Genomic DNA, 19,275 nt, shown 5'->3' on the forward strand with positions numbered 1-19,275 from the left:
TTCCGATACCTCTTGAACCTTTTCGCGCGGTCCCTATAACGCAGGACAATTTGGGCGCTTGGGGGTGCCCTGACTCGCGGATAATCGAAGGAACAAGGCCATGCCCAGAAGAACCGACATCCAGTCGATCATGATCATCGGAGCGGGGCCCATTGTTATCGGTCAGGCGTGCGAGTTCGACTATTCCGGCGCTCAGGCCTGCAAGGCGCTGCGCGAAGAAGGATACCGGGTCATTCTGGTGAACTCAAACCCGGCCACCATTATGACCGACCCGGGATTGGCGGACGCTACTTACATCGAACCAATCACCCCCGAGATTGTCGCCAAAATCATCGAAAAAGAACGCCCCGACGCGCTGCTGCCCACGATGGGTGGGCAGACCGGCCTCAACACCTCGCTGGCCTTGGAAGAGATGGGCGTGCTGGAAAAATTCGGGGTCGAGATGATCGGCGCCAAGCGCGACGCCATCGAAATGGCCGAAGACCGCAAGCTGTTCCGCGAGGCCATGGATCGCCTGGGGCTGGAAAACCCAAAGGCAACTATCGTGACCGCTCCCAAGCGCGATGACGGCTCCACCGATCTGGACGCAGGTGTGCAAACCGCCCTGGATGAGCTGGAAGAGATCGGCCTGCCCGCCATCATCCGCCCCGCCTTTACCCTTGGCGGCACTGGCGGTGGCGTGGCCTATAACCGAGAGGATTATATCCATTTCTGCCGATCAGGCATGGATGCCTCGCCCGTTAACCAGATCCTTGTCGATGAAAGCCTGCTGGGCTGGAAAGAATACGAGATGGAGGTGGTGCGCGACACCGCCGACAACGCCATCATCGTCTGTTCGATTGAAAACGTCGATCCGATGGGTGTGCATACCGGCGACTCGATCACTGTGGCCCCTGCCCTGACGCTGACCGACAAGGAATACCAGATTATGCGCAACGGCTCGATTGCCGTTCTGCGTGAGATCGGCGTTGAGACCGGCGGCTCGAACGTGCAATGGGCCATCAACCCCGATGATGGCCGCATGGTCGTGATTGAAATGAACCCCCGCGTGTCGCGTTCCTCGGCATTAGCCTCAAAAGCGACCGGTTTTCCGATTGCCAAGATCGCGGCCAAGCTGGCCGTGGGCTATACGCTGGATGAGTTGGACAACGACATCACCAAGGTCACCCCCGCCTCTTTCGAGCCCACCATCGACTATGTTGTCACCAAAATCCCGAAATTTGCGTTCGAGAAATTCCCTGGGTCCGAGCCCTACCTGACCACCGCCATGAAATCGGTCGGTGAGGCCATGTCAATCGGGCGCACTATCCACGAATCGATGCAAAAAGCGCTGGCTTCGATGGAGTCGGGGCTAACCGGATTTGATGAGATTGAAATCCCCGGACTGAACGTTGGTGTCTGGGACGAAGCCGACGACAAGGCCGCCGTGATCAAGGCGATCAGCCAGCAAACGCCCGATCGTCTGCGCACCATCGCGCAAGCCATGCGCCATGGCCTGTCAGACGATGAAATCTTTGGTGTCACAAAGTTTGATCCTTGGTTCCTCGCCCGCATCCGCGAGATTATCGAGGCTGAGCGTGAGGTTCGCAAAAACGGCCTGCCAATGACTGAAGATGGTCTTCGTCGGCTCAAGATGCTGGGCTTTACCGATGCACGTCTGGGCAACCTGACTGGCCGTGACGAAGACAACGTGCGCCGCGCCCGTCGGAACCTCGGTGTTTCTGCCGTCTTCAAACGCATTGACACATGCGCGGCCGAGTTCGAGGCTCAAACGCCCTATATGTACTCGACATACGAAGCGCCGATGATGGGTGAGGTCGAGTGTGAGGCCCGCCCCTCCGAACGCAAAAAGGTTGTCATCCTCGGCGGTGGGCCCAACCGGATCGGTCAGGGCATCGAGTTCGACTATTGCTGCTGTCACGCCTGTTTCGCGCTGACCGACGCCGGGTATGAGACCATCATGGTCAACTGCAACCCCGAGACGGTTTCGACCGACTATGACACTTCGGACCGTCTGTATTTTGAACCGCTGACCTTCGAACACGTCATGGAAATCCTGACGAAAGAGCAGGAAAACGGCAAGCTGCATGGTGTGATCGTTCAGTTCGGCGGCCAGACTCCGCTGAAACTGGCCAACGCGCTGGAGGCCGAAGGAATTCCGATCCTCGGCACCACCCCGGATGCCATCGACCTTGCCGAAGACCGCGAACGGTTCCAGGCGCTGGTCAATGAGTTGGGCCTGAAACAGCCCAAGAACGGCATCGCCGCGACGGATGCGCAGGCGCTGGAAATTGCCGAAGAGATCGGCTTTCCGCTCGTGATCCGCCCCTCTTACGTTCTGGGCGGGCGCGCGATGGAAATCGTCCGCGATATGGAGCAGCTAAAGCGCTACATCAACGAAGCCGTGGTGGTTTCTGGGGACAGTCCGGTTCTGTTGGACAGCTACCTTGCCGGTGCTGTGGAATTGGACGTAGACGCGCTTTGTGACGGAACCGACGTCCACGTTGCAGGTATCATGCAGCATATCGAAGAGGCTGGCGTTCATTCTGGCGACTCGGCTTGCTCGCTGCCGCCTTACTCCCTTTCCAAGGAAATCATTGCCGAGATCAAGGAACAGACATTCAAGCTGGCCAGAGCGCTGAACGTCGTTGGCCTGATGAACGTTCAGTTCGCGATCAAGGATGATGAGATTTATCTGATCGAAGTTAACCCGCGTGCATCGCGCACGGTGCCGTTTGTCGCCAAGGCAACCGACAGCGCGATTGCGTCGATTGCCGCGCGCATCATGGCGGGTGAGAAACTGTCGAACTTCCCGCAGCGCCCTCCGTATCAAGAGGGTCAGGATACAAAGATTGCCGACCAGATGACTTTGGCCGACCCGAACATGCCGTGGTTCTCGGTGAAAGAGGCCGTGTTGCCCTTTGCCCGTTTCCCCGGCGTCGACACCATCCTGGGGCCGGAAATGCGATCCACCGGCGAAGTCATGGGCTGGGACCGCGACTTTCCGCGCGCTTTCCTGAAGGCACAGATGGGTGCGGGCATGGTGCTGCCGTCCAAAGGTCGGGCGTTTATCTCGATCAAGGATGCCGACAAGACCCCTGCGATGCTTGAGGCCGCCCAAGTCCTTGCCGAACAAGGGTTTTCGTTGGTGGCCACACGCGGTACTCAGTCCTGGTTGGCCAAGCACGGCGTTGCCTGTGATGTGGTCAACAAGGTCTATGAGGGTCGCCCGGACGTGGCCGACATGCTGAAAGACGGTCAGGTGCAGCTATTGATGAACACCACCGAAGGCGCGCAGGCGGTTGAAGATAGCAAGTCCATCCGCTCAATTGCCCTATATGACAAAATCCCCTACTTCACCACCGCAGCTGCAAGCCATGCCGCAGCGCTGGCGATCAAGGCGCAGGCCGAGGGGGATGTTGAGGTAAAATCGCTGCAGGGCTGAACGGCCGTGTGAGTTGCCAGAGTGTCAAAGGTGTTGATCCAGCCAGTTCAGCACTGGCATTCTCGCGATTACGGCGTCGTCAGCGTGTGAGAGTGGTATTTGATCAAAATCGGCATATTCCCTTAGGTAACCATCCCTTGATCAAATCCCATTGTGACTGCATTTTAGGCAGATTCGAAACCTTCAGGACCCGCCATGTACACGCCCGCAATCACAGGCACAGGTGTTTTCACGCCCGAAAACATCATCACCAATGCTGAACTCGTCGCTGCCTTCAACGCCTATGCAGACAAGCAAAACGCTAAGAATGCAGACAAAATCGCAGCTGGTGAGATTGAGCCGCTGCAGCATTCCTCGGAAGAGTTCATCCTCAAGGCATCGGGCATCGAAAACCGGTACGTGATGGACAAATCCGGCGTGCTGGATCCTGACGTAATGCACCCCCTTTTGCGCCAACGCAGCGATGACGAACCGGGCATCATGACCGAGATGGCGGTAGACGCGTGCAAAAAAGCCTTGGCACAGGCTGGACGCACAGCCGAAGACGTTGATCTGGTGATTTGCGCAGCCTCGAACCATGAACGCGCCTACCCGGCGATTGCGATCGAAATTCAGCAAGCGCTGGGGATCAACGGCTTTGGATTTGACATGAACGTTGCCTGCTCGTCGGCCACGTTCGGCATTCAGGCCGCAGCGGACATGATCCGCTCGGGCTCGGTCAGATCGGCGCTGGTGGTGAACCCCGAAATCTGCTCGGGCCACTTGGAATGGCGGGACCGCGATTGCCACTTTATCTTTGGTGACGTCGCCACGGCTACCCTGATCGAACGGATCGAAGACGCGCAAGGGCCACATTTCGAAGTCCTCTCGACCCGCTGCGCCACGTCTTTTTCGAATAACATTCGTAATAACAACGGTTTCCTGCGTCGGTCGCGCCCCGCCGGCGTTATTGATCGGCGCGATATGCAGTTCATGCAGAACGGCCGCAAGGTGTTCAAGGAAGTGCTGCCGATGGTCAGCAAACACATCTCGGATCACATGGAAGCCGAAGGTGTAACCAGCAGCGACCTGAAACGCCTGTGGCTGCACCAGGCCAACAAGACGATGAACGATTTCATTGGCAAAAAGGTGCTGGGGCGTAAGCCTGAACCTGATGAGCAACCCAACATCCTTCAGGACTATGCCAACACGTCCTCAGCCGGATCCATCATCGCGTTCTCCAAATATTCAGATGATTTGGCTGACGGTGATATCGGGTTGATCTGCTCGTTCGGGGCTGGCTATTCGGTGGGGTCAGTGATTGTGAAGCGGCACGGTTAGACGAGCCGCTGACACGCGCGATTTCTTGCGGTCAGGGATTGAAGCTGGGGGGCGGCAAGCGAGCCTCAGCTCACGCTTTCCTCTTCCAAATGCAGCTTCATTTCGATCAACACCTGTTGCAGCAGACTGGTTTCTTTCAGCAGGCGCTTAGCTTCGTTGACCGTTATTATGCCGTCCTCGATGGCAGCCTGATATTCGGTCATCAGCATCGCAAAGCGTTGGCTCAGCGCGATGACGTCAGAATTTACCCCCCCGGTTCGCGGCTTAGTTGTGTTTCGACCATCATAAGACAGAGTAATGTTTTTCAAATCGGCCAGCGCCGATGTCACATGCGGGAAATTTGAAACAACCTCCAGCCGGGCCACGGCGTCGACGGGCATGAACCGGTCAGCGTGTTCGGCATTGTCTGAATAATACCGACCCAAGGTTGCCTTGGACTTTCCGGTAATCTCGCACGCAGACTCTATGCCAACGTCTTTGACCAACGCCTCTGTGTGCTTCTTCAGATAGGCACCGATATCTGCCATATTTTTACCTTTTCTGCCTGCGTCACCCACAACATCTGCCCGTGCGGGGGAAAGGGACAGGAAAATTCCCATACTCCAGTCATAATTGAAATGCCATAAATTGGCTATCCCTCAGATATGCAGGGGTTTTGTGAGTGAGTGGTGGCCCTTCCGGCCGGTAATGAGTGATTGCGAGGCACTATTTTAGCCCCGCTGTGTGAAGGCCCATGTTGGCCGATGACGTCGCTGGTGTGGGCGCAGGGGATCCATCCCCTTTGAGCGTAAGCTCTGCCCCTGCAACGACAGCGGCGACGTCACTTTTATGAACGGCTGTTATAGCCTTGCCGGGACACGTAAGGCCATTTAGACCCGGGCGCATGGCAAAGCTGTATTTCAACTATTCAACGATGAACGCGGGTAAATCGACCGTGTTGCTGCAAGCCTCGCACAATTATCGCGAACGGGGCATGGATACTTATCTGATGACCGCAGCGCTGGACGGGCGTGCCGGGATTGGAAAGATTGCGTCACGCATAGGCATTTCCGCCGATGCCGACACGTTTTCCTCAAACGACGATGTGTTTGCGATGATCCAACGGCGGCTGGACCAAGGTGAAATCGCATGCGTCTTTGTCGACGAAGCGCAGTTTCTTTCAGAAGAGCAGGTCTGGCAGCTGGCGCGCGCCGTGGATGACCTTAGCGTGCCAGTGCTTGCCTATGGTCTTCGGGTAGATTTTCAGGGTCGCCTTTTCCCGGGATCAGCAGCCTTGCTAGCCCTCGCAGACGAGATGCGCGAGGTGCGCACCATCTGCAAATGCGGGCGGAAAGCGACGATGGTGATTCGACAGGATGAGAACGGAAACACCATCATCGAAGGTGCACAGGTACAGATTGGCGGAAATGAAACCTACGTCTCGGTTTGTCGCAGGCACTGGCGCGAGGCGGTTGAACCCTAGACCGGGTTCGGCAGCGGTCGCCCTGCGACAAAGGCCGCAACGTTATCCAGTGCCATAAGACCCATGTTGCTACGTACCTCTTCTGTTGCAGTGCCCAGATGCGGTAGCAGGGTCACATTCTCCATCTCGCGCAGGGCCTGCGGGACAGCAGGTTCAAACTCATAGACATCCAGACCAGCACCGGCGATCTGGCCCGATTGCAGGGCGGCGATCAGGGCGGCTTCGTCGACAACCTCTCCGCGTGCGATATTGATCAGGATGCCCGAGGGTTTCATGACCTCCAGCACCTGTGCGTTGATCAGATGGCGCGTCTCAGCACCGCCGGGGACAGCAAGGACAAGAAAATCGACGTCTGCTGCCAGTGTGTTCAGGTCAGCGACATACTCGGCAGGGTAGTCCACCTGCTTCCGGCTGCGCGATTGATAGGCCACCTGCATTCCGAACCCAAAGTGGCACCGACGTGCAATGGCCTGACCAATCCGCCCCATGCCAACGATGCCGACTCGTTTGCCGGTGACGTGATGGCCCAGCATCTGCGTTGGATGCCAGCCCTGCCAATGCCCTGCACGGACCAAGCGCTCGCCCTCACCAGCCCGACGGGCGGTCGACAGCAGCAAGGTCATGGCGATATCCGCCGTCGCATCCGTCACGGCACCGGGCGTGTTGGTGACGGCAATACCCACGGCTTGCGCGGCGCCTACGTCGATGTGGTTGTAGCCGACGCCAAAATTCGCCAGCAGCCCACAGCGGGGGTCCGCGACTTCGGCAAAGACCTGAGCCGAGAACTGATCGCCCAAGGTCGGTACGACCACGTCGAACTCCTTCAACGCGCGCAGCATCTCATCACGCGTCATCGGTGCGGTCTCCTTGCCGATTTCCACGTCAAACTCAGCCCGGGCGCGGGCCTCGACGGCGGGAGTCATCGGGCGTGAAATCAGCACCTTCATCAATGCATCCGTCCACCGATGGGAACCTCGCCATCCGGGCCGATAAGGACAACCTCACCGTTTTCGTCTGGCAGGCCCAACACCAGAACCTCGGACATGAACCGGCCGATCTGGCGTGGGGGGAAGTTCACGACGGCCATCACTTGTTTTCCGACCAGAGTCTGCGGGTCGTAATGCGCCGTGACCTGAGCCGAGGTCTTCCGCTCGCCAATCTCATCCCCAAAGTCGATCCACATCTTGATCGCGGGTTTGCGGGCCTCAGGGTATGGCTCAGCACGGGTTACTTCACCTACGCGGATATCGACCTTGAGAAAGTCGTCCAATGTAATCTCACTCACGAGACAGCTCCTTGGATCGGTCTGTTGCAGCTTTGACTGCGCGGCGCAGCAGGTCAGGGAAACCGGTTTCTTCGTGCATCAACACCTCAAGAGCGGCCTGCGTGGTGCCATTGGGGGACGTCACGTTGACCCGCAGTTGAGAGGGGTCTTCTTCGGCAGCAACGGCCAGCGCACCGGCCCCAGCCACGGTAGATTTGGCCAGTTTCATCGCCAGTTCACCCGGCAATCCCTGGGCCTCGCCCGCCGCTGCCAGCGTTTCGATCAGGTGAAAAACATAGGCCGGGCCCGAGCCGCTCAGCCCGGTTACGGCGTCCATTTGCGCCTCATCATCCAGCCGGACGGTCTCACCAATTGCAGACAACAGGTTTTCCGCAAGGAGTACGTCTGCTTCTGATGCCTGTGTGTTGCCGATGAGAGCAGTGATTCCCTGGCGGATTGCAGCAGGTGTGTTCGGCATGGCGCGCACGATCGGGGTGTCTTTTCCCAACACGCTTTCAAATGTGGCAATAGGGGTTCCTGCTGCGACCGAAACAAACAGGGTGTCGCCACCGCCCAGCGCCTTGATCGCTGGCAGGGCCTCACCCATCATCTGCGGTTTGACTGCAACCAGCACCACGGCCGGGGCCTCGGGCAATGGAGTGTTGATGTTGACGCCCTGCGCCTTCAGCCAGTCCGAGGGATTCGGATCAATGACCCAGACGGCAGATGCGGGAAGGCCATGTTCTAACCATCCGGCGAGCATGGCTGATCCCATTTTGCCGCATCCCAGAAGAAAAAGCCCCTGTTCGGCGACGCGTGACATATCCATGATTGCCCCTCTCCTTGTTCGGTTCGGGGCAAAGCTTTACGCGCGGCCGTAGGCCTCTGCAATGGCGACTTGCATCGCATCTTCCGGATCACGGTTGCCCCAGGTGACCAGTTGGATCGCCGGGTAATACCGCTCAGCACTTAGCACTGCGGCTGTGATCATGGTGTCGATCTGCTCCGGGCTGGCCATCTGGCCGCCGGCCAGAACCAAACCATACCGATAGATCATCAGCTTCTGATTGGCCCAATACGTGAACGCCCCGGCCCAGCACTGATCATTCATCTTGTTCAGAAGTTCATACAGCTCGGTCTCACGCTCGGCAGGTGGCTCCATTTCAAACGAGCACACCATGCGTAGCGTTTCGTCATAGTTGGACCAGGCCAGAGTGATTGAGTATGTGCGCCACTGCCCTTCGACAGCCATTGCGATCTGGTCATCCCCGATCCGGTCAAAATCCCAGTCGTGATGCTCGGCCAAGTGCTCGACTATATCAATCGGATGAAGGTCTTCTTCGAGAAACTGCTCGGAAAGGGCCATAATGCCACCTCACTTTTCTCTAGCATTTCGGGGCTGGCAGTGCCCCAGCGCTAGTTGCCTGCTCTACAAGCCGGGCTTCCCCCTTGGGCCTGTACTAAATATGGTGCGATGCGAGACAGGGGTCTGGCAACCCTATTTCTTGGGGATAGCAGCAATAAGTTGTGGATAGTCAGCAACGGCACTCAAAATCTTGGCGCAGACCTCAGCTTTGTCTTGATTAAATTCCGCAAGGCGTCAGAATGCACCGCACCGTACAACCCAAGACGGGATTGCGCGGCGCGTCACTTTGCCCTGAAATTCAAGATCGTAAGAAACGGGACGGCTTTACTTGTCCAGCTTCGCCTCGAGCGCGGCGATGCGTGCTCCCAGCGCTGCGTTCTCTTCGCGGGCTTTTTGCGCCATCGCGCGGACGGCGTCAAACTCTTCACGGGTTACGAAGTCACGATCGGCCAGCCAACGATCAATCATTGACTTCATCGCATTCTCGGCCTCTTCCCGCGCGCCCTGAGCCACCCCCATGGCGTTGGTCATCAACTGGGAAACGTCATCCAGGATTTTGTTGCGGGTCTGCATATCTTTACTCCGGTCTGTCGGTTGGTCTTTATATGGGGGACGATTGGCCCGGACTCAAGGTTGACTTGCCCCTCAAACCCCGGGCAATGAGACGCACATGCAGGCTGTTCTGAATTTCCCCGATCTGTCACCCGAGCTTTTCTCGATCTCACTCTTCGGGATGGAGCTTGCCCTTCGGTGGTACGCGCTGGCCTATATCGCCGGTATCCTGATTGCATGGCGGATGGGGATTATAGCGTTGCGGCGCCCGGCCTTGTGGCCCGAGAAAACGCCGCCGATCAAGCCCGAACAGCTTGAGGACCTCATCACATGGAGCATACTCGGCGTGATTGTGGGTGGGCGACTTGGGTTCGTCCTGTTCTATCAGCCCGCATATTACCTTTCGAACCCTCTGGAGATTCTGAAAGTCTGGCAGGGCGGAATGGCATTTCATGGCGGGTTGCTTGGGGTTGTGATCGCCTCTTACCTATATGCGCGGCGTCAGCAAAGCCCGGTTCTGTCCTTGGCAGACTTGATTGCCCATACGGTGCCACCCGGATTGCTGCTGGGGCGGCTGGCGAATTTCATCAATGCCGAACTTTGGGGGCGCCCCAGTGACTTGCCCTGGGCCGTGATTTTCCCCGGTGGAGCCGCGCAGGATTGCCCAGGCGTTTTGGCCGGGATGTGCGCCCGGCATCCATCGCAATTGTATGAGGCCGCATTAGAGGGCTTGCTGCTGGGCATCCTGCTTTTGTGGCTGGCATATCGGCGCGGAGCATTCCACAAGCCCGGCCTGATCACCGGTGTTTTCCTGGCCGGGTACGGCGCGTCGCGGTTCTGCGTCGAATTCTTCCGGCAGCCCGACGCGCAGTTTATCTCGCCCGGCAATCCGTTGGGCTTGGCGCTGCATATAGGTGGGTACGGCCTGACAATGGGGCAATTGCTGTCGCTGCCGATGATTGGCCTTGGCCTGTGGCTTGCCCTGCGTGCAAGGCGGGTCGCATGACTTTGATGGATCATCTGCTGGAACGAATCGCGCAAGATGGCCCGATGAACGTCGCCGACTACATGACCGAATGCCTGCTGCATCCGACTTTTGGTTATTACACGACCCGCGATCCGCTTGGTACACAGGGCGATTTCATCACTGCCCCGGAAATCAGTCAGATGTTCGGAGAGTTGATCGGGCTGTCGCTGGCACAAAGCTGGCTGGATCAGGGTCGCCCAGACTCTTTTGTACTGGCCGAGCTTGGTCCGGGGCGTGGGACGCTAATGGCGGATATGCTACGCGCCACCGCTGGTGTGCCTGGTTTCACGGATGCCGCACAGATCGTACTGTTTGAAGCTTCGCCCACATTGCGCGACATCCAGGCACAGACGCTTACAGGCTATCAATCGCGCTGGGTCGACTCAGTGGCAGACCTGCCCGAAGCCCCGTTGTTTCTGGTCGCAAATGAGTTTTTCGACGCCCTGCCCATTCGCCAGTTTCTGCGTGATGGAACGGGTTGGCGCGAACGGCTTATCGGTGCCGATGGCAATACGTTGACCTGGGGGTTGGGCCCGCAATCAGATCAGGTTGCGCTTACGGATCGGCTGAACGAAACCAAGGACGGTGACCTCGTCGAGCTTTGTGCGGCGGCGATACCCATCATTGCCGTGATCGCCCGGCGGATCGGCACGCATGGCGGGGCTGGGCTGATCGTGGACTATGGTGACTGGCGTTCGCTTGGCGATACATTCCAGGCGCTTCACAGGCACACGCACACAGACCCTTTGGACAAGCCCGGTCAAGCTGATCTGACAGCGCATGTGGATTTCGAACCTTTGGCGATTGCGGCCCGTGCTGCAGGATGTGCGCATACGCGGCTCACCCCTCAGGGGATTTTTCTGGAACGGCTTGGTATCGCCACCCGTGCGCAATCCCTTGCAGCGACTCTCGGCGGGTCCAAGCTGGAAGAGCTGGTTGCCGCACATCGCCGGTTGACGCATTCGGACGAAATGGGAAACCTGTTCAAAGTGCTGGGCCTTTACCCCTCGCCCACTTCGCCGCCACCGGGACTTGAGTCATGACTTTGGAAATTTTGACCTCAGATTTGCTGAACCCCGTACGCCACGGGTTCTTCAGCCGCCGAGGCGGCGCGTCGTCGGGCATTTTTGCGGGACTCAATTGTGGCTATGGCTCATCCGATCAAACCGAAGCCGTAACGCTGAATCGAAAACGGGTCGCACAGGCGATGGAGGTTGCGCCAGACGCCCTGGTCGGCATCCATCAGGTTCATTCACCAACTGTTCTGACGGTCGACGCCCCGATAAATGGGGACAAGCCAAGGGCAGACGCCGTCGTCACCGCCACGCCGGGATTGGCCCTGACGATTCTGACCGCCGATTGTCAGCCAGTCTTGTTTGCAGATACGGAAGCAAACGTGATCGGAGCTGCACACGCGGGTTGGCGCGGCACTTTGGACGGTGTGTTGGAAGCCACGCTTGACGCAATGGAAGCCCTTGGTGCAACGCGGGAAAACATCACTGCGGTGATCGGCCCCTCGATCTCACAGTCAGCTTACGAGGTTGGCCCCGAATTTCTGGACGAATTCGCCGCTGATTCACCGGACAACCTGCGGTTCTTTGCAAACGGACACGGCGATCGGCTTCAATTTGATCTTCCCGCCTTTGGGCTGCACAGATTGCGTCAGGCGGGCGTGGGGCGGGCTGAATGGACACGTCATTGCACCTACTCCGATCCTGAAAGATTCTATTCGTACCGCCGATCTACCCACGCGAAAGAAGCGGATTACGGACGCCTGATTTCCGCCATAAAACTTTAAGCAAAACCCGAATTAAGGCAATTTCGCCGCTTTTTCGCCACAATTGTTTGGCTAGCTAAGTCACTACAATTTGATAATTTTTGTCCGCTCTCAGGTGTTTATCTGTCAGTACCCCCGCAGGGCGCGACGTATTTAAAGAAGAGGAATCGCAAAGTCTCGTTTGTCCTGAATTCATCCCGGATCAGCCTTATCGCCGCCGCAATAGCCAAGCAAATTAGGACCCCAGAGGAAAAGGGACGTCGGTCCCAAAACGAGCAGGACAACAAAATGAAGAGGAAATCACGCTTTCTCTGCGCCGTTCTTGCGGCCACCAAAGAGAATCAGCTGGAGATGCCGTGGAAACGGGTTTCCAGCCAATCAATCAGGGTCGCACGCCGCATGGCGGCACGTAGCTGACCATGAAAACCCCGCGAGCCAAGCTGCCGGTTCCGGGACGAGACGCACATCGGAAGGGTGCTCCGACCCGGTGTGTGGCTTGCCGCCGATATTTTGCGCGGTTCAGGTTCGGAGCCTGTTTGCGCAGGCAATTTCGCCTGCGTTTGTATGAGTTTGCAGGGGGGTCAATGTGATGACCAACAGCGCTGAGATTTCTGTCGCGGCTCGCGGTCGAGATGCCTGTTGTTCTGCGGTCATCGATTTCTTGCAAGGCAAAAGTAAATCCGATCAGGCGCGGCTGTACGGGGGTTCAGCTTACCTGTTCGTGTCTTAGAGGGGACGGAATTGTAATGACTATCCCAAATTCTTTATCGCGCGCTGCCAGGAATGCCGTTGAAACGTCGGCATTGCTGCGCGATGGGCCAAGGTCGAAAACACAGAAAAAAGCGCAGCTTAGGCGCTATGAAGTCAGCACACTGATGAAAAATGGGGAAGTCGTTCAAACACGTCACATCGCCCCTGCCCTGCCAATGTTCGAGGACGCGTTCTGTGCTTTTACGCGCGGAGCCTTGGTTGAAACCGAATCGGGCCCGATGGCCTTCGAAGACCTGTTGCCGGGCGATACTGTCCTGACTCAGACCGGCGCTTCGGAAACGGTCCTTTGGAAAGGGTCGGTTATGTTGATTCCCGGACGTCAGGATTCGCACGGCCGCACGCGCCCGTTGACAAGGATCATGGCCGACACATTTGGAATGCAAAAGCCGATGTCTGGCGTGATCGTTGGCCCTTCCGCGCGGTTACTAGGTACGCCGTCTCATTTGCGACATGTAAACGGAGAGGGACCGGTGCTTACACCCGTGCATGAATTCCAGGACGGTATGAGTGTAATCGAAACACTGCCACCAACACCCGTTGAGCTGTTCCATATCTGCTTGAAACGGCACGCTGTCATCAATGTGGATGGTTTGCAGTTCGAAACCTACCATCCTGGCGTCAACGCCGTGCGTAGGCTCAGCCATTCTCTCCGGTCGATCTACCTGAATTTGTTTGCGCATATCGACACGCTAAGTGACTTCGGGCCTTTGGTCATGCCGCGGGCTGGCGACGGACAGGTGGATGCGATAACCGCGTGAATCGCGTTACGATCTGCTATACGAGGGCAATATGCAGTTACTAATCAGTTGGGTGGTCTATGTTTCGGTGGCAGCGGTCCTGCCACCCATAAAACCACATCCTAAGCTTGTTGGCATCAGGCCGTCCGGCTCATCCGTTCTTCGAGGACGTCGAATGGCACGCCTGGTTCATCTTTTGCGCCGCGAATAACCAACGACGTCTTGACGCTTGCAACATTGGGCGTGGTCAGCAATGCACCGGTCAAGAACTGCTGAAAACTGCTAAGATCAGGGGCCACGCATTTCAGGATGAAATCCACCTCGCCGTTCAGCATGTGACATTCCCTGACCAAAGGCCACTCGCGGCAGCGTTCCTCGAATGCGCTCAACTCGGACTCGGCCTGACTTTCCAGACCGACCATTGCAAAGACCTGAACTTCGAATCCCAGTTCACGCGAGTTCACATCAGCGTGGTAGCCACGGATCAGCCCTGATTCCTCAAGAGTTCGTACGCGCCGCAGGCATGGTGGGGCCGAAATACCCACGCGTTTTGCCAGTTCGACATTGGTCATGCGACCGTCTGCCTGCAATTCCGCCAGAATCTTGCGGTCAATCTCATCCAGCCGTATCGCGACCATCAAATGCTCCTGATTTTTCGGTTGTTATATCAGTAGCTAGAAGATGCGCAATAATATTTCACGACTGCGCAATATTGTTTATTCTTCATGTCTTTTTTTGTGCGCTATTCGCAGAGTGCATAGCGGGTACGAAACACGAAGGGTCTTTAAGGGTGGCTGGTGGGTCGCTATATCCCACCGTCAGGGGCCAAGCGGCCCAATCAGGCAGATCGAGTTGGGGGTACCATGGCCGAAACACGTCACACCAAGGTTCTGATCATCGGATCAGGACCCGCTGGTTACACTGCGGGCGTCTACGCAAGCCGCGCAATGCTGAATCCGATCCTGGTTCAGGGCATCGAACCCGGCGGTCAGTTGACCACCACGACCGAGGTCGAGAACTGGCCCGGCGATACCGAAGTTCAGGGCCCGGACCTGATGGTTCGCATGCAGGACCACGCCAAGGCGATGGGATGTGAGGTCATTGGCGATATCATCAGCGATCTGGACATCTCGAAACGTCCTTTCACGGCCAAAGGCGACAGCGGCACCACCTATACCGCCGATTCAGTCATTCTGGCCACCGGAGCGCGCGCGAAATGGCTGGGTCTTCCGTCAGAGGACAAGTTCAAGGGTTTTGGCGTTTCAGCCTGCGCCACCTGCGACGGCTTCTTTTACCGTGGGCAGGAGATCGTGGTGATTGGCGGCGGCAACACCGCCGTGGAAGAGGCGCTGTTCCTGACCAATTTCGCCAGCAAAGTCACGCTGATTCATCGCCGCGATGAACTGCGGGCCGAGAAGATTCTGCAAGACCGGCTGCTCAAGCACGAAAAGATCGAACCGCTTTGGTTTCACGAACTGGAGGAGGTCATTGGCACCGATGCCCCCTTGGGTGTCGAGGGCGTGCGCGTGAAGAACGTAAAAACCGGCGAGATCACCGAGATACCCTGCAAGGGCGTCTTTGTCGCCATTGGCCACGCCCCTGCAAACGAGCTGGTCAAAGACACGCTGGAAACGCACATGGGCGGCTATGTGGTCACCAAGCCGGGATCGACCGAAACATCGGTGCCGGGTGTGTTTGCAGCGGGCGACCTGACCGACCACATCTACAGGCAGGCAGTGACAAGCGCCGGTATGGGCTGCATGGCCGCCCTGGACGCCGAGCGTTTTTTGGCGGAACACGATTAAACGACCTCGGGAATTCTCCGAGCCGTTCGGGGAATTCCAACGCCGCCTCGGGCACAACCTCAGCTTGACCCATCCGCTCGCACGTATCAGACTCGGGCCAGCATAAGCGAATGCAGGTGGCCTGAGTGAAAAGCGTATTGTGGCAAGGCGGGTGGACAACCCGGCTGCGGATCGGCAGCGGCCTGATCCTGTTCGCCTATGCCTTCTTTCACTTCATTAATATCGGGTTGGGCCTGTTCCACACCGATTATCTGCACAGCATGCAGAAAGGTCGCCATGTCGTCACGCGGCACGACCTTGGCAGCGTGATCCTGTACCTTGCGCTGTTCATCCATTCCGGGCTTGCGCTCTATTCCATCAGTCAACGCCGAACGATGCGGATGCCCTTCAGCACCGGCTTGCAAATTGTTCTGGGTCTTCTGATCCCACTGCAGCTTATCGCCCATATCGTACACACGCGCTACGCCCATGAGGTTTATGACGTAAATGACGAGATGGGCTATATCATCGCCCTAATGTGGCCCAGCTCTGCGGTTTGGATGCAAAGCGTTCTGCTGCTGGTGGTCTGGGTCCACAGCTGCATCGGATTGCACATGTGGTTGCGGCTGACCCGCTGGTGGTCAGGGACCGTGCCGTATTTGATCGGTGCGGCCGTATTTGTGCCTTCGTTTGCGCTGGCCGGGTTGCTGACCGAAGGGCGCCGCATCTGGGCTGATTTTGGCGATCCCTTCCTGCGCGACCAATATATCGAGCACTACAATTGGCCCTCGCCCGAGTCTTTTCAGACCATGACCCAAGTAAAAAACAACGCGCTCATAGCATTTCTGATGGCGCTCGGGGCGGCGCTTTTGGTTTTCGTCGTGCGCAAATTATGGCGGCGCAGACACTCAGTGCGGGTAAAGTATGTCGAAGGTCCAGAGGTGGTGGCCGAAAAAGGCATGACTCTTCTTGAAATCTCGCAGGCCAATGGTGTTCCTCACACAGCCCTGTGCGGTGGCAAAGGGCGTTGCACCACATGCCGAGTGATCGTTGAAGACGGTGCCGACGAACTGCCTGCCCCTAGCGAGGTCGAGGCCCGCAGTCTTGCCGCAGTTGGCGCGCCCGTGCGCGCACGGCTGGCTTGCCAAATCCGCCCGACCGAACCGCTGACCGCTTTTCGCATGTTCCGCCCCGATGGCGGACGTAAACGCGCCCACGCCAGTCAAGGGCAAGAACGGAAACTGGCAGTGCTGTTCCTTGACATGCGCGGATTTACCTCGCGGACAACTGGTCAATTGCCATATGATATCGTGTTCCTTTTGAACCGTTTCTTCGACGCGATTGTTCCGGCGATTACTGCGCATGGCGGCGTTGTCGACAAATACATGGGGGATGGTCTGCTGGCTGTTTTTGAAAAACCAGACGCTGAACGATCAGCCCAGGCCGGGCTTGCGGCCGCCGCTGATGTCAGTCTTGCCCTTGCGCGATTCAATCAGCAGCTCAAAAGCGAAGCCAGCCCCGGGATACGTATCGGGATGGGGCTGCATCTGGGTGATCTGGTGCTGGGTGAAATCGGTGCCGTGGGCAGTTCCGCACATACAATCATCGGCGATGCGGTCAACGTGGCCAGCCGGCTTGAAGGGGAAACCAAGGCATTGAAAGTTGAGCTTTTGGTTTCGACCGATTTGTTGCAAGCGGCGAGATATGACAGCGACCCAGCTGACCTTAAATCCTTTGACCTGCGCGGGGTCGCAGAGCCGATTCTTGCATTGCCCGTGGCAAGAGCATCCGACCTTTTTAAGCATAAGGCGACCTTGGAACAGTCGCACTAAATCCACCCGGCGACAGCGCATCAACGGGAATAAAGTCGGGAAAAGTCGACTGTTGCGAAAAAATCTTCCAATCCGGTCAAAAACCGCGCATATCGTCCTTTATTTCCTGAATGTATATGGACTCCGACAAGCGCTCGGGGCACACGCCCCAGCAAACACCCCTGAACCACCGGTAAAAACCGCACTTCGACAAGAGTATTCCAATGACGATGTTAAGCAATCTGGCTCCGATCCCCGAACTTTACGTATCGTATGAATCGGCGCAAAAGCTGAAAGTGGAAGCCGCCGACCTGACCAGCTGGGACCTGAGCCCGCGTCAGATCTGCGATCTGGAACTGCTGATGAATGGCGGTTTCAATCCGCTCAAAGGCTTCCTGAGCGAGGCCGATTATGACAACGTCGTCGAGAACATGCGTCTTGCTGACGGCACCTTGTGGCCAATGCCAATCACGCTGGACGTCAGTGAAGATTTTGCTGACACAATCGAACTGGGTCAGGATATCGCCCTCCGCGATCAGGAAGGTGTCATCCTTGGCACCATGACAGTCACCGACCGCTGGACCCCGGACAAAGCGCGCGAAGCCGAAAAAGTGTTCGGCGCGGATGATGACGCGCACCCGGCAGTGAATTACCTGCATAATGTCGCCGGAAAAGTTTACTTGGGCGGCCCGGTTACAGGTATCCAGCAGCCGGTCCACTACGACTTCCGCGGTCGCCGCGACACTCCGAACGAGCTGCGCGCCTATTTCCGAAAACTGGGCTGGCGCCGCATCGTGGCCTTCCAGACTCGCAACCCGCTGCACCGCGCGCACCAGGAACTGACCTTCCGCGCCGCGAAAGAAGCACAGGCCAACCTGCTGATCCACCCGGTTGTCGGCATGACCAAGCCCGGCGACGTGGATCACTTTACCCGTGTTCGCTGCTACGAGGCGGTGCTGGACAAATACCCGGCCTCGACCACCTCGATGTCGCTGCTGAATCTTGCGATGCGCATGGGTGGCCCGCGCGAGGCGGTCTGGCACGGCCTGATCCGCGCCAACCACGGCTGCACCCACTTCATTGTGGGCCGCGACCATGCTGGCCCGGGCAAAAACAGCAAGGGTGAGGATTTCTATGGGCCTTACGACGCACAGGATCTGTTCCGCAAATACCAGGATGAGATCGGCGTCGAAATGGTCGATTTCAAGCACATGGTCTATGTACAGGAACGCGCCCAGTACGAACCGAATGACGAGATCCTCGACAAGGATGACGTCACGATCCTGAACATCTCGGGCACCGAACTGCGCCGTCGTCTGGCCGAAGGTCTGGAAATCCCCGAATGGTTCAGCTTTCCCGAGGTTGTGGCCGAGCTGCGCAAAACCAAACCGCCGCGCAGCCAGCAGGGCTTTACCGTGTTCTTCACCGGTTTTTCGGGTTCGGGCAAATCGACCATCGCCAACGCTCTTATGGTCAAGCTGATGGAGATGGGTGGCCGTCCGGTGACCTTGCTGGACGGGGACATCGTTCGTAAAAACCTGTCGTCGGAATTGGGCTTTTCCAAAGAGCACCGCGATCTCAACATCCGTCGCATCGGCTACGTGGCCTCTGAGATCACCAAGAATGGCGGGATCGCCATCTGTGCACCAATCGCACCCTATGCCACGACCCGCCGCGCGGTTCGCGAAGAGATCGAGCAGTTCGGCGCCTTCTGCGAGGTGCATGTTGCGACCTCGATCGAAGAATGCGAACGTCGCGACCGCAAAGGTCTGTACAAGCTGGCGCGCGAGGGCAAGATCAAGGAATTTACGGGCATCTCCGACCCTTACGACGTGCCACAAAACCCTGAACTGAGCGTCGAGACCGAGAATGTCGATGTCGACAATTGCGCCCACCAGGTGCTGCTCAAACTGGAAAGCATGGGCTTGATCGCCGCGTCCTAAGCTCTGATAAATCCGA

At 57.5% G+C, this 19,275-nt stretch carries 17 protein-coding genes; 10 read left to right on the forward strand and 7 right to left on the reverse strand.

Going from position 1 to position 19,275, the window contains the following annotated elements; genetic code table 11:
- Window positions 1-100: 100 nt before the first annotated feature.
- Both carB and AC2FIT_RS12705 read left to right on the forward strand, forming a co-directional pair.
- Window positions 101-3,445 (forward strand): carbamoyl-phosphate synthase large subunit, encoded by a 3,345-nt coding sequence (carB, locus tag AC2FIT_RS12700; RefSeq protein ID WP_496829960.1) that lies wholly within the window; start codon window positions 101-103, stop codon window positions 3,443-3,445.
- Window positions 3,446-3,640: 195 nt separating this feature from the next.
- Window positions 3,641-4,765, forward strand: coding sequence for a beta-ketoacyl-ACP synthase III (locus AC2FIT_RS12705; protein WP_496829961.1), 1,125 nt, complete (start codon window positions 3,641-3,643; stop codon window positions 4,763-4,765).
- 65 nt (window positions 4,766-4,830) lie between these two features.
- Here the strand turns inward: AC2FIT_RS12705 and AC2FIT_RS12710 are convergent, their stop codons facing one another.
- Window positions 4,831-5,292 carry a hypothetical protein gene (locus AC2FIT_RS12710; RefSeq protein ID WP_496830077.1) on the reverse strand — a complete coding sequence of 154 codons (462 nt, stop codon included), beginning with the start codon at window positions 5,290-5,292 and terminating at the stop codon, window positions 4,831-4,833.
- A gap of 356 nt (window positions 5,293-5,648) precedes the next feature.
- On the opposite strand from AC2FIT_RS12710, the gene AC2FIT_RS12715 reads away from it, so the two are divergent.
- The gene (locus AC2FIT_RS12715) at window positions 5,649-6,227 is read left to right on the forward strand and encodes a thymidine kinase (RefSeq protein WP_496829963.1); all 579 of its coding nucleotides are present in this window, start codon (window positions 5,649-5,651) and stop codon (window positions 6,225-6,227) included.
- On the opposite strand, the gene AC2FIT_RS12720 is transcribed toward AC2FIT_RS12715, so the two are convergent.
- The 5 genes from AC2FIT_RS12720 to AC2FIT_RS12740 form a co-directional block, all read right to left on the reverse strand.
- Window positions 6,224-7,174 carry a 2-hydroxyacid dehydrogenase gene (locus tag AC2FIT_RS12720; RefSeq protein ID WP_496829965.1) on the reverse strand — a complete coding sequence of 317 codons (951 nt, stop codon included), beginning with the start codon at window positions 7,172-7,174 and terminating at the stop codon, window positions 6,224-6,226. The genes AC2FIT_RS12715 and AC2FIT_RS12720 overlap by 4 nt on opposite strands.
- The gene (locus AC2FIT_RS12725; protein WP_496829966.1) at window positions 7,174-7,512 is read right to left on the reverse strand and encodes a tRNA-binding protein; all 339 of its coding nucleotides are present in this window, start codon (window positions 7,510-7,512) and stop codon (window positions 7,174-7,176) included. The genes AC2FIT_RS12720 and AC2FIT_RS12725 overlap by 1 nt, the downstream gene beginning before the upstream one ends.
- Window positions 7,505-8,320, reverse strand: coding sequence for a pyrroline-5-carboxylate reductase (gene proC / locus AC2FIT_RS12730; protein ID WP_496829968.1), 816 nt, complete (start codon window positions 8,318-8,320; stop codon window positions 7,505-7,507). The genes AC2FIT_RS12725 and proC overlap by 8 nt, the downstream gene beginning before the upstream one ends.
- Before the next feature lie 36 nt (window positions 8,321-8,356).
- A complete protein-coding gene (locus tag AC2FIT_RS12735; protein WP_496829970.1) occupies window positions 8,357-8,857 on the reverse strand; it encodes a type III secretion system chaperone family protein in 501 nt (166 codons plus the stop codon).
- 324 nt (window positions 8,858-9,181) lie between these two features.
- A complete protein-coding gene (locus tag AC2FIT_RS12740) occupies window positions 9,182-9,430 on the reverse strand; it encodes an accessory factor UbiK family protein (protein ID WP_496829972.1) in 249 nt (82 codons plus the stop codon).
- Between the two features lie 97 nt (window positions 9,431-9,527).
- On the opposite strand from AC2FIT_RS12740, the gene lgt reads away from it, so the two are divergent.
- The 4 genes from lgt (at window position 9,528) to AC2FIT_RS12760 (ending at window position 13,742) form a co-directional block, all read left to right on the forward strand.
- The gene (lgt, locus tag AC2FIT_RS12745) at window positions 9,528-10,415 is read left to right on the forward strand and encodes a prolipoprotein diacylglyceryl transferase (protein ID WP_496829974.1); all 888 of its coding nucleotides are present in this window, start codon (window positions 9,528-9,530) and stop codon (window positions 10,413-10,415) included.
- Window positions 10,412-11,479, forward strand: coding sequence for a class I SAM-dependent methyltransferase (locus AC2FIT_RS12750; protein ID WP_496829976.1), 1,068 nt, complete (start codon window positions 10,412-10,414; stop codon window positions 11,477-11,479). Before lgt ends, AC2FIT_RS12750 begins: the two co-directional genes overlap by 4 nt.
- Window positions 11,476-12,234 carry a peptidoglycan editing factor PgeF gene (gene pgeF / locus AC2FIT_RS12755; protein WP_496829978.1) on the forward strand — a complete coding sequence of 253 codons (759 nt, stop codon included), beginning with the start codon at window positions 11,476-11,478 and terminating at the stop codon, window positions 12,232-12,234. The genes AC2FIT_RS12750 and pgeF overlap by 4 nt, the downstream gene beginning before the upstream one ends.
- Window positions 12,235-12,959: 725 nt before the next feature.
- Window positions 12,960-13,742, forward strand: coding sequence for a Hint domain-containing protein (locus AC2FIT_RS12760; protein WP_496829980.1), 783 nt, complete (start codon window positions 12,960-12,962; stop codon window positions 13,740-13,742).
- A 116-nt stretch (window positions 13,743-13,858) separates the two neighbouring features.
- Here AC2FIT_RS12760 and AC2FIT_RS12765 read toward each other — a convergent pair whose 3' ends face one another.
- Window positions 13,859-14,359, reverse strand: coding sequence for an Lrp/AsnC family transcriptional regulator (locus AC2FIT_RS12765; RefSeq protein ID WP_224890832.1), 501 nt, complete (start codon window positions 14,357-14,359; stop codon window positions 13,859-13,861).
- A 225-nt stretch (window positions 14,360-14,584) separates the two neighbouring features.
- Here AC2FIT_RS12765 and trxB point away from each other — a divergent pair, with 225 nt between their 5' ends.
- The 3 genes from trxB to AC2FIT_RS12780 all read left to right on the forward strand — a co-directional run bounded on the left by trxB (window position 14,585) and on the right by AC2FIT_RS12780 (window position 19,259).
- Window positions 14,585-15,526 carry a thioredoxin-disulfide reductase gene (trxB, locus tag AC2FIT_RS12770; RefSeq protein ID WP_496829983.1) on the forward strand — a complete coding sequence of 314 codons (942 nt, stop codon included), beginning with the start codon at window positions 14,585-14,587 and terminating at the stop codon, window positions 15,524-15,526.
- A gap of 125 nt (window positions 15,527-15,651) precedes the next feature.
- Entirely contained in the window at window positions 15,652-17,337 is a 1,686-nt protein-coding gene (locus AC2FIT_RS12775) for an adenylate/guanylate cyclase domain-containing protein (RefSeq protein WP_496829985.1), read from the forward strand.
- 203 nt (window positions 17,338-17,540) lie between these two features.
- Window positions 17,541-19,259 carry a bifunctional sulfate adenylyltransferase/adenylylsulfate kinase gene (locus AC2FIT_RS12780; RefSeq protein WP_496829986.1) on the forward strand — a complete coding sequence of 573 codons (1,719 nt, stop codon included), beginning with the start codon at window positions 17,541-17,543 and terminating at the stop codon, window positions 19,257-19,259.
- Window positions 19,260-19,275 lie beyond the last annotated feature (16 nt).

It is taken from the genome of Ruegeria sp. YTSA135 (assembly GCF_059610165.1).

Bases quoted from the DNA above. Each gene is read 5' to 3' on its own strand.
- AC2FIT_RS12760 (WP_496829980.1), top strand. From the start codon at position 12,960: ATGACTATCCCAAATTCTTTATCGCGCGCTGCCAGGAATGCCGTTGAA.
- AC2FIT_RS12735 (WP_496829970.1), bottom strand. From the start codon at position 8,857: ATGGCCCTTTCCGAGCAGTTTCTCGAAGAAGACCTTCATCCGATTGAT.
- AC2FIT_RS12710 (WP_496830077.1), bottom strand. From the start codon at position 5,292: ATGGCAGATATCGGTGCCTATCTGAAGAAGCACACAGAGGCGTTGGTC.
- carB (WP_496829960.1), top strand. From the start codon at position 101: ATGCCCAGAAGAACCGACATCCAGTCGATCATGATCATCGGAGCGGGG.
- lgt (WP_496829974.1), top strand. From the start codon at position 9,528: ATGCAGGCTGTTCTGAATTTCCCCGATCTGTCACCCGAGCTTTTCTCG.
- pgeF (WP_496829978.1), top strand. From the start codon at position 11,476: ATGACTTTGGAAATTTTGACCTCAGATTTGCTGAACCCCGTACGCCAC.
- AC2FIT_RS12705 (WP_496829961.1), top strand. From the start codon at position 3,641: ATGTACACGCCCGCAATCACAGGCACAGGTGTTTTCACGCCCGAAAAC.
- AC2FIT_RS12765 (WP_224890832.1), bottom strand. From the start codon at position 14,359: ATGGTCGCGATACGGCTGGATGAGATTGACCGCAAGATTCTGGCGGAA.
- AC2FIT_RS12715 (WP_496829963.1), top strand. From the start codon at position 5,649: ATGGCAAAGCTGTATTTCAACTATTCAACGATGAACGCGGGTAAATCG.
- AC2FIT_RS12780 (WP_496829986.1), top strand. From the start codon at position 17,541: ATGACGATGTTAAGCAATCTGGCTCCGATCCCCGAACTTTACGTATCG.
- AC2FIT_RS12740 (WP_496829972.1), bottom strand. From the start codon at position 9,430: ATGCAGACCCGCAACAAAATCCTGGATGACGTTTCCCAGTTGATGACC.
- trxB (WP_496829983.1), top strand. From the start codon at position 14,585: ATGGCCGAAACACGTCACACCAAGGTTCTGATCATCGGATCAGGACCC.
- AC2FIT_RS12750 (WP_496829976.1), top strand. From the start codon at position 10,412: ATGACTTTGATGGATCATCTGCTGGAACGAATCGCGCAAGATGGCCCG.
- proC (WP_496829968.1), bottom strand. From the start codon at position 8,320: ATGGATATGTCACGCGTCGCCGAACAGGGGCTTTTTCTTCTGGGATGC.
- AC2FIT_RS12720 (WP_496829965.1), bottom strand. From the start codon at position 7,174: ATGAAGGTGCTGATTTCACGCCCGATGACTCCCGCCGTCGAGGCCCGC.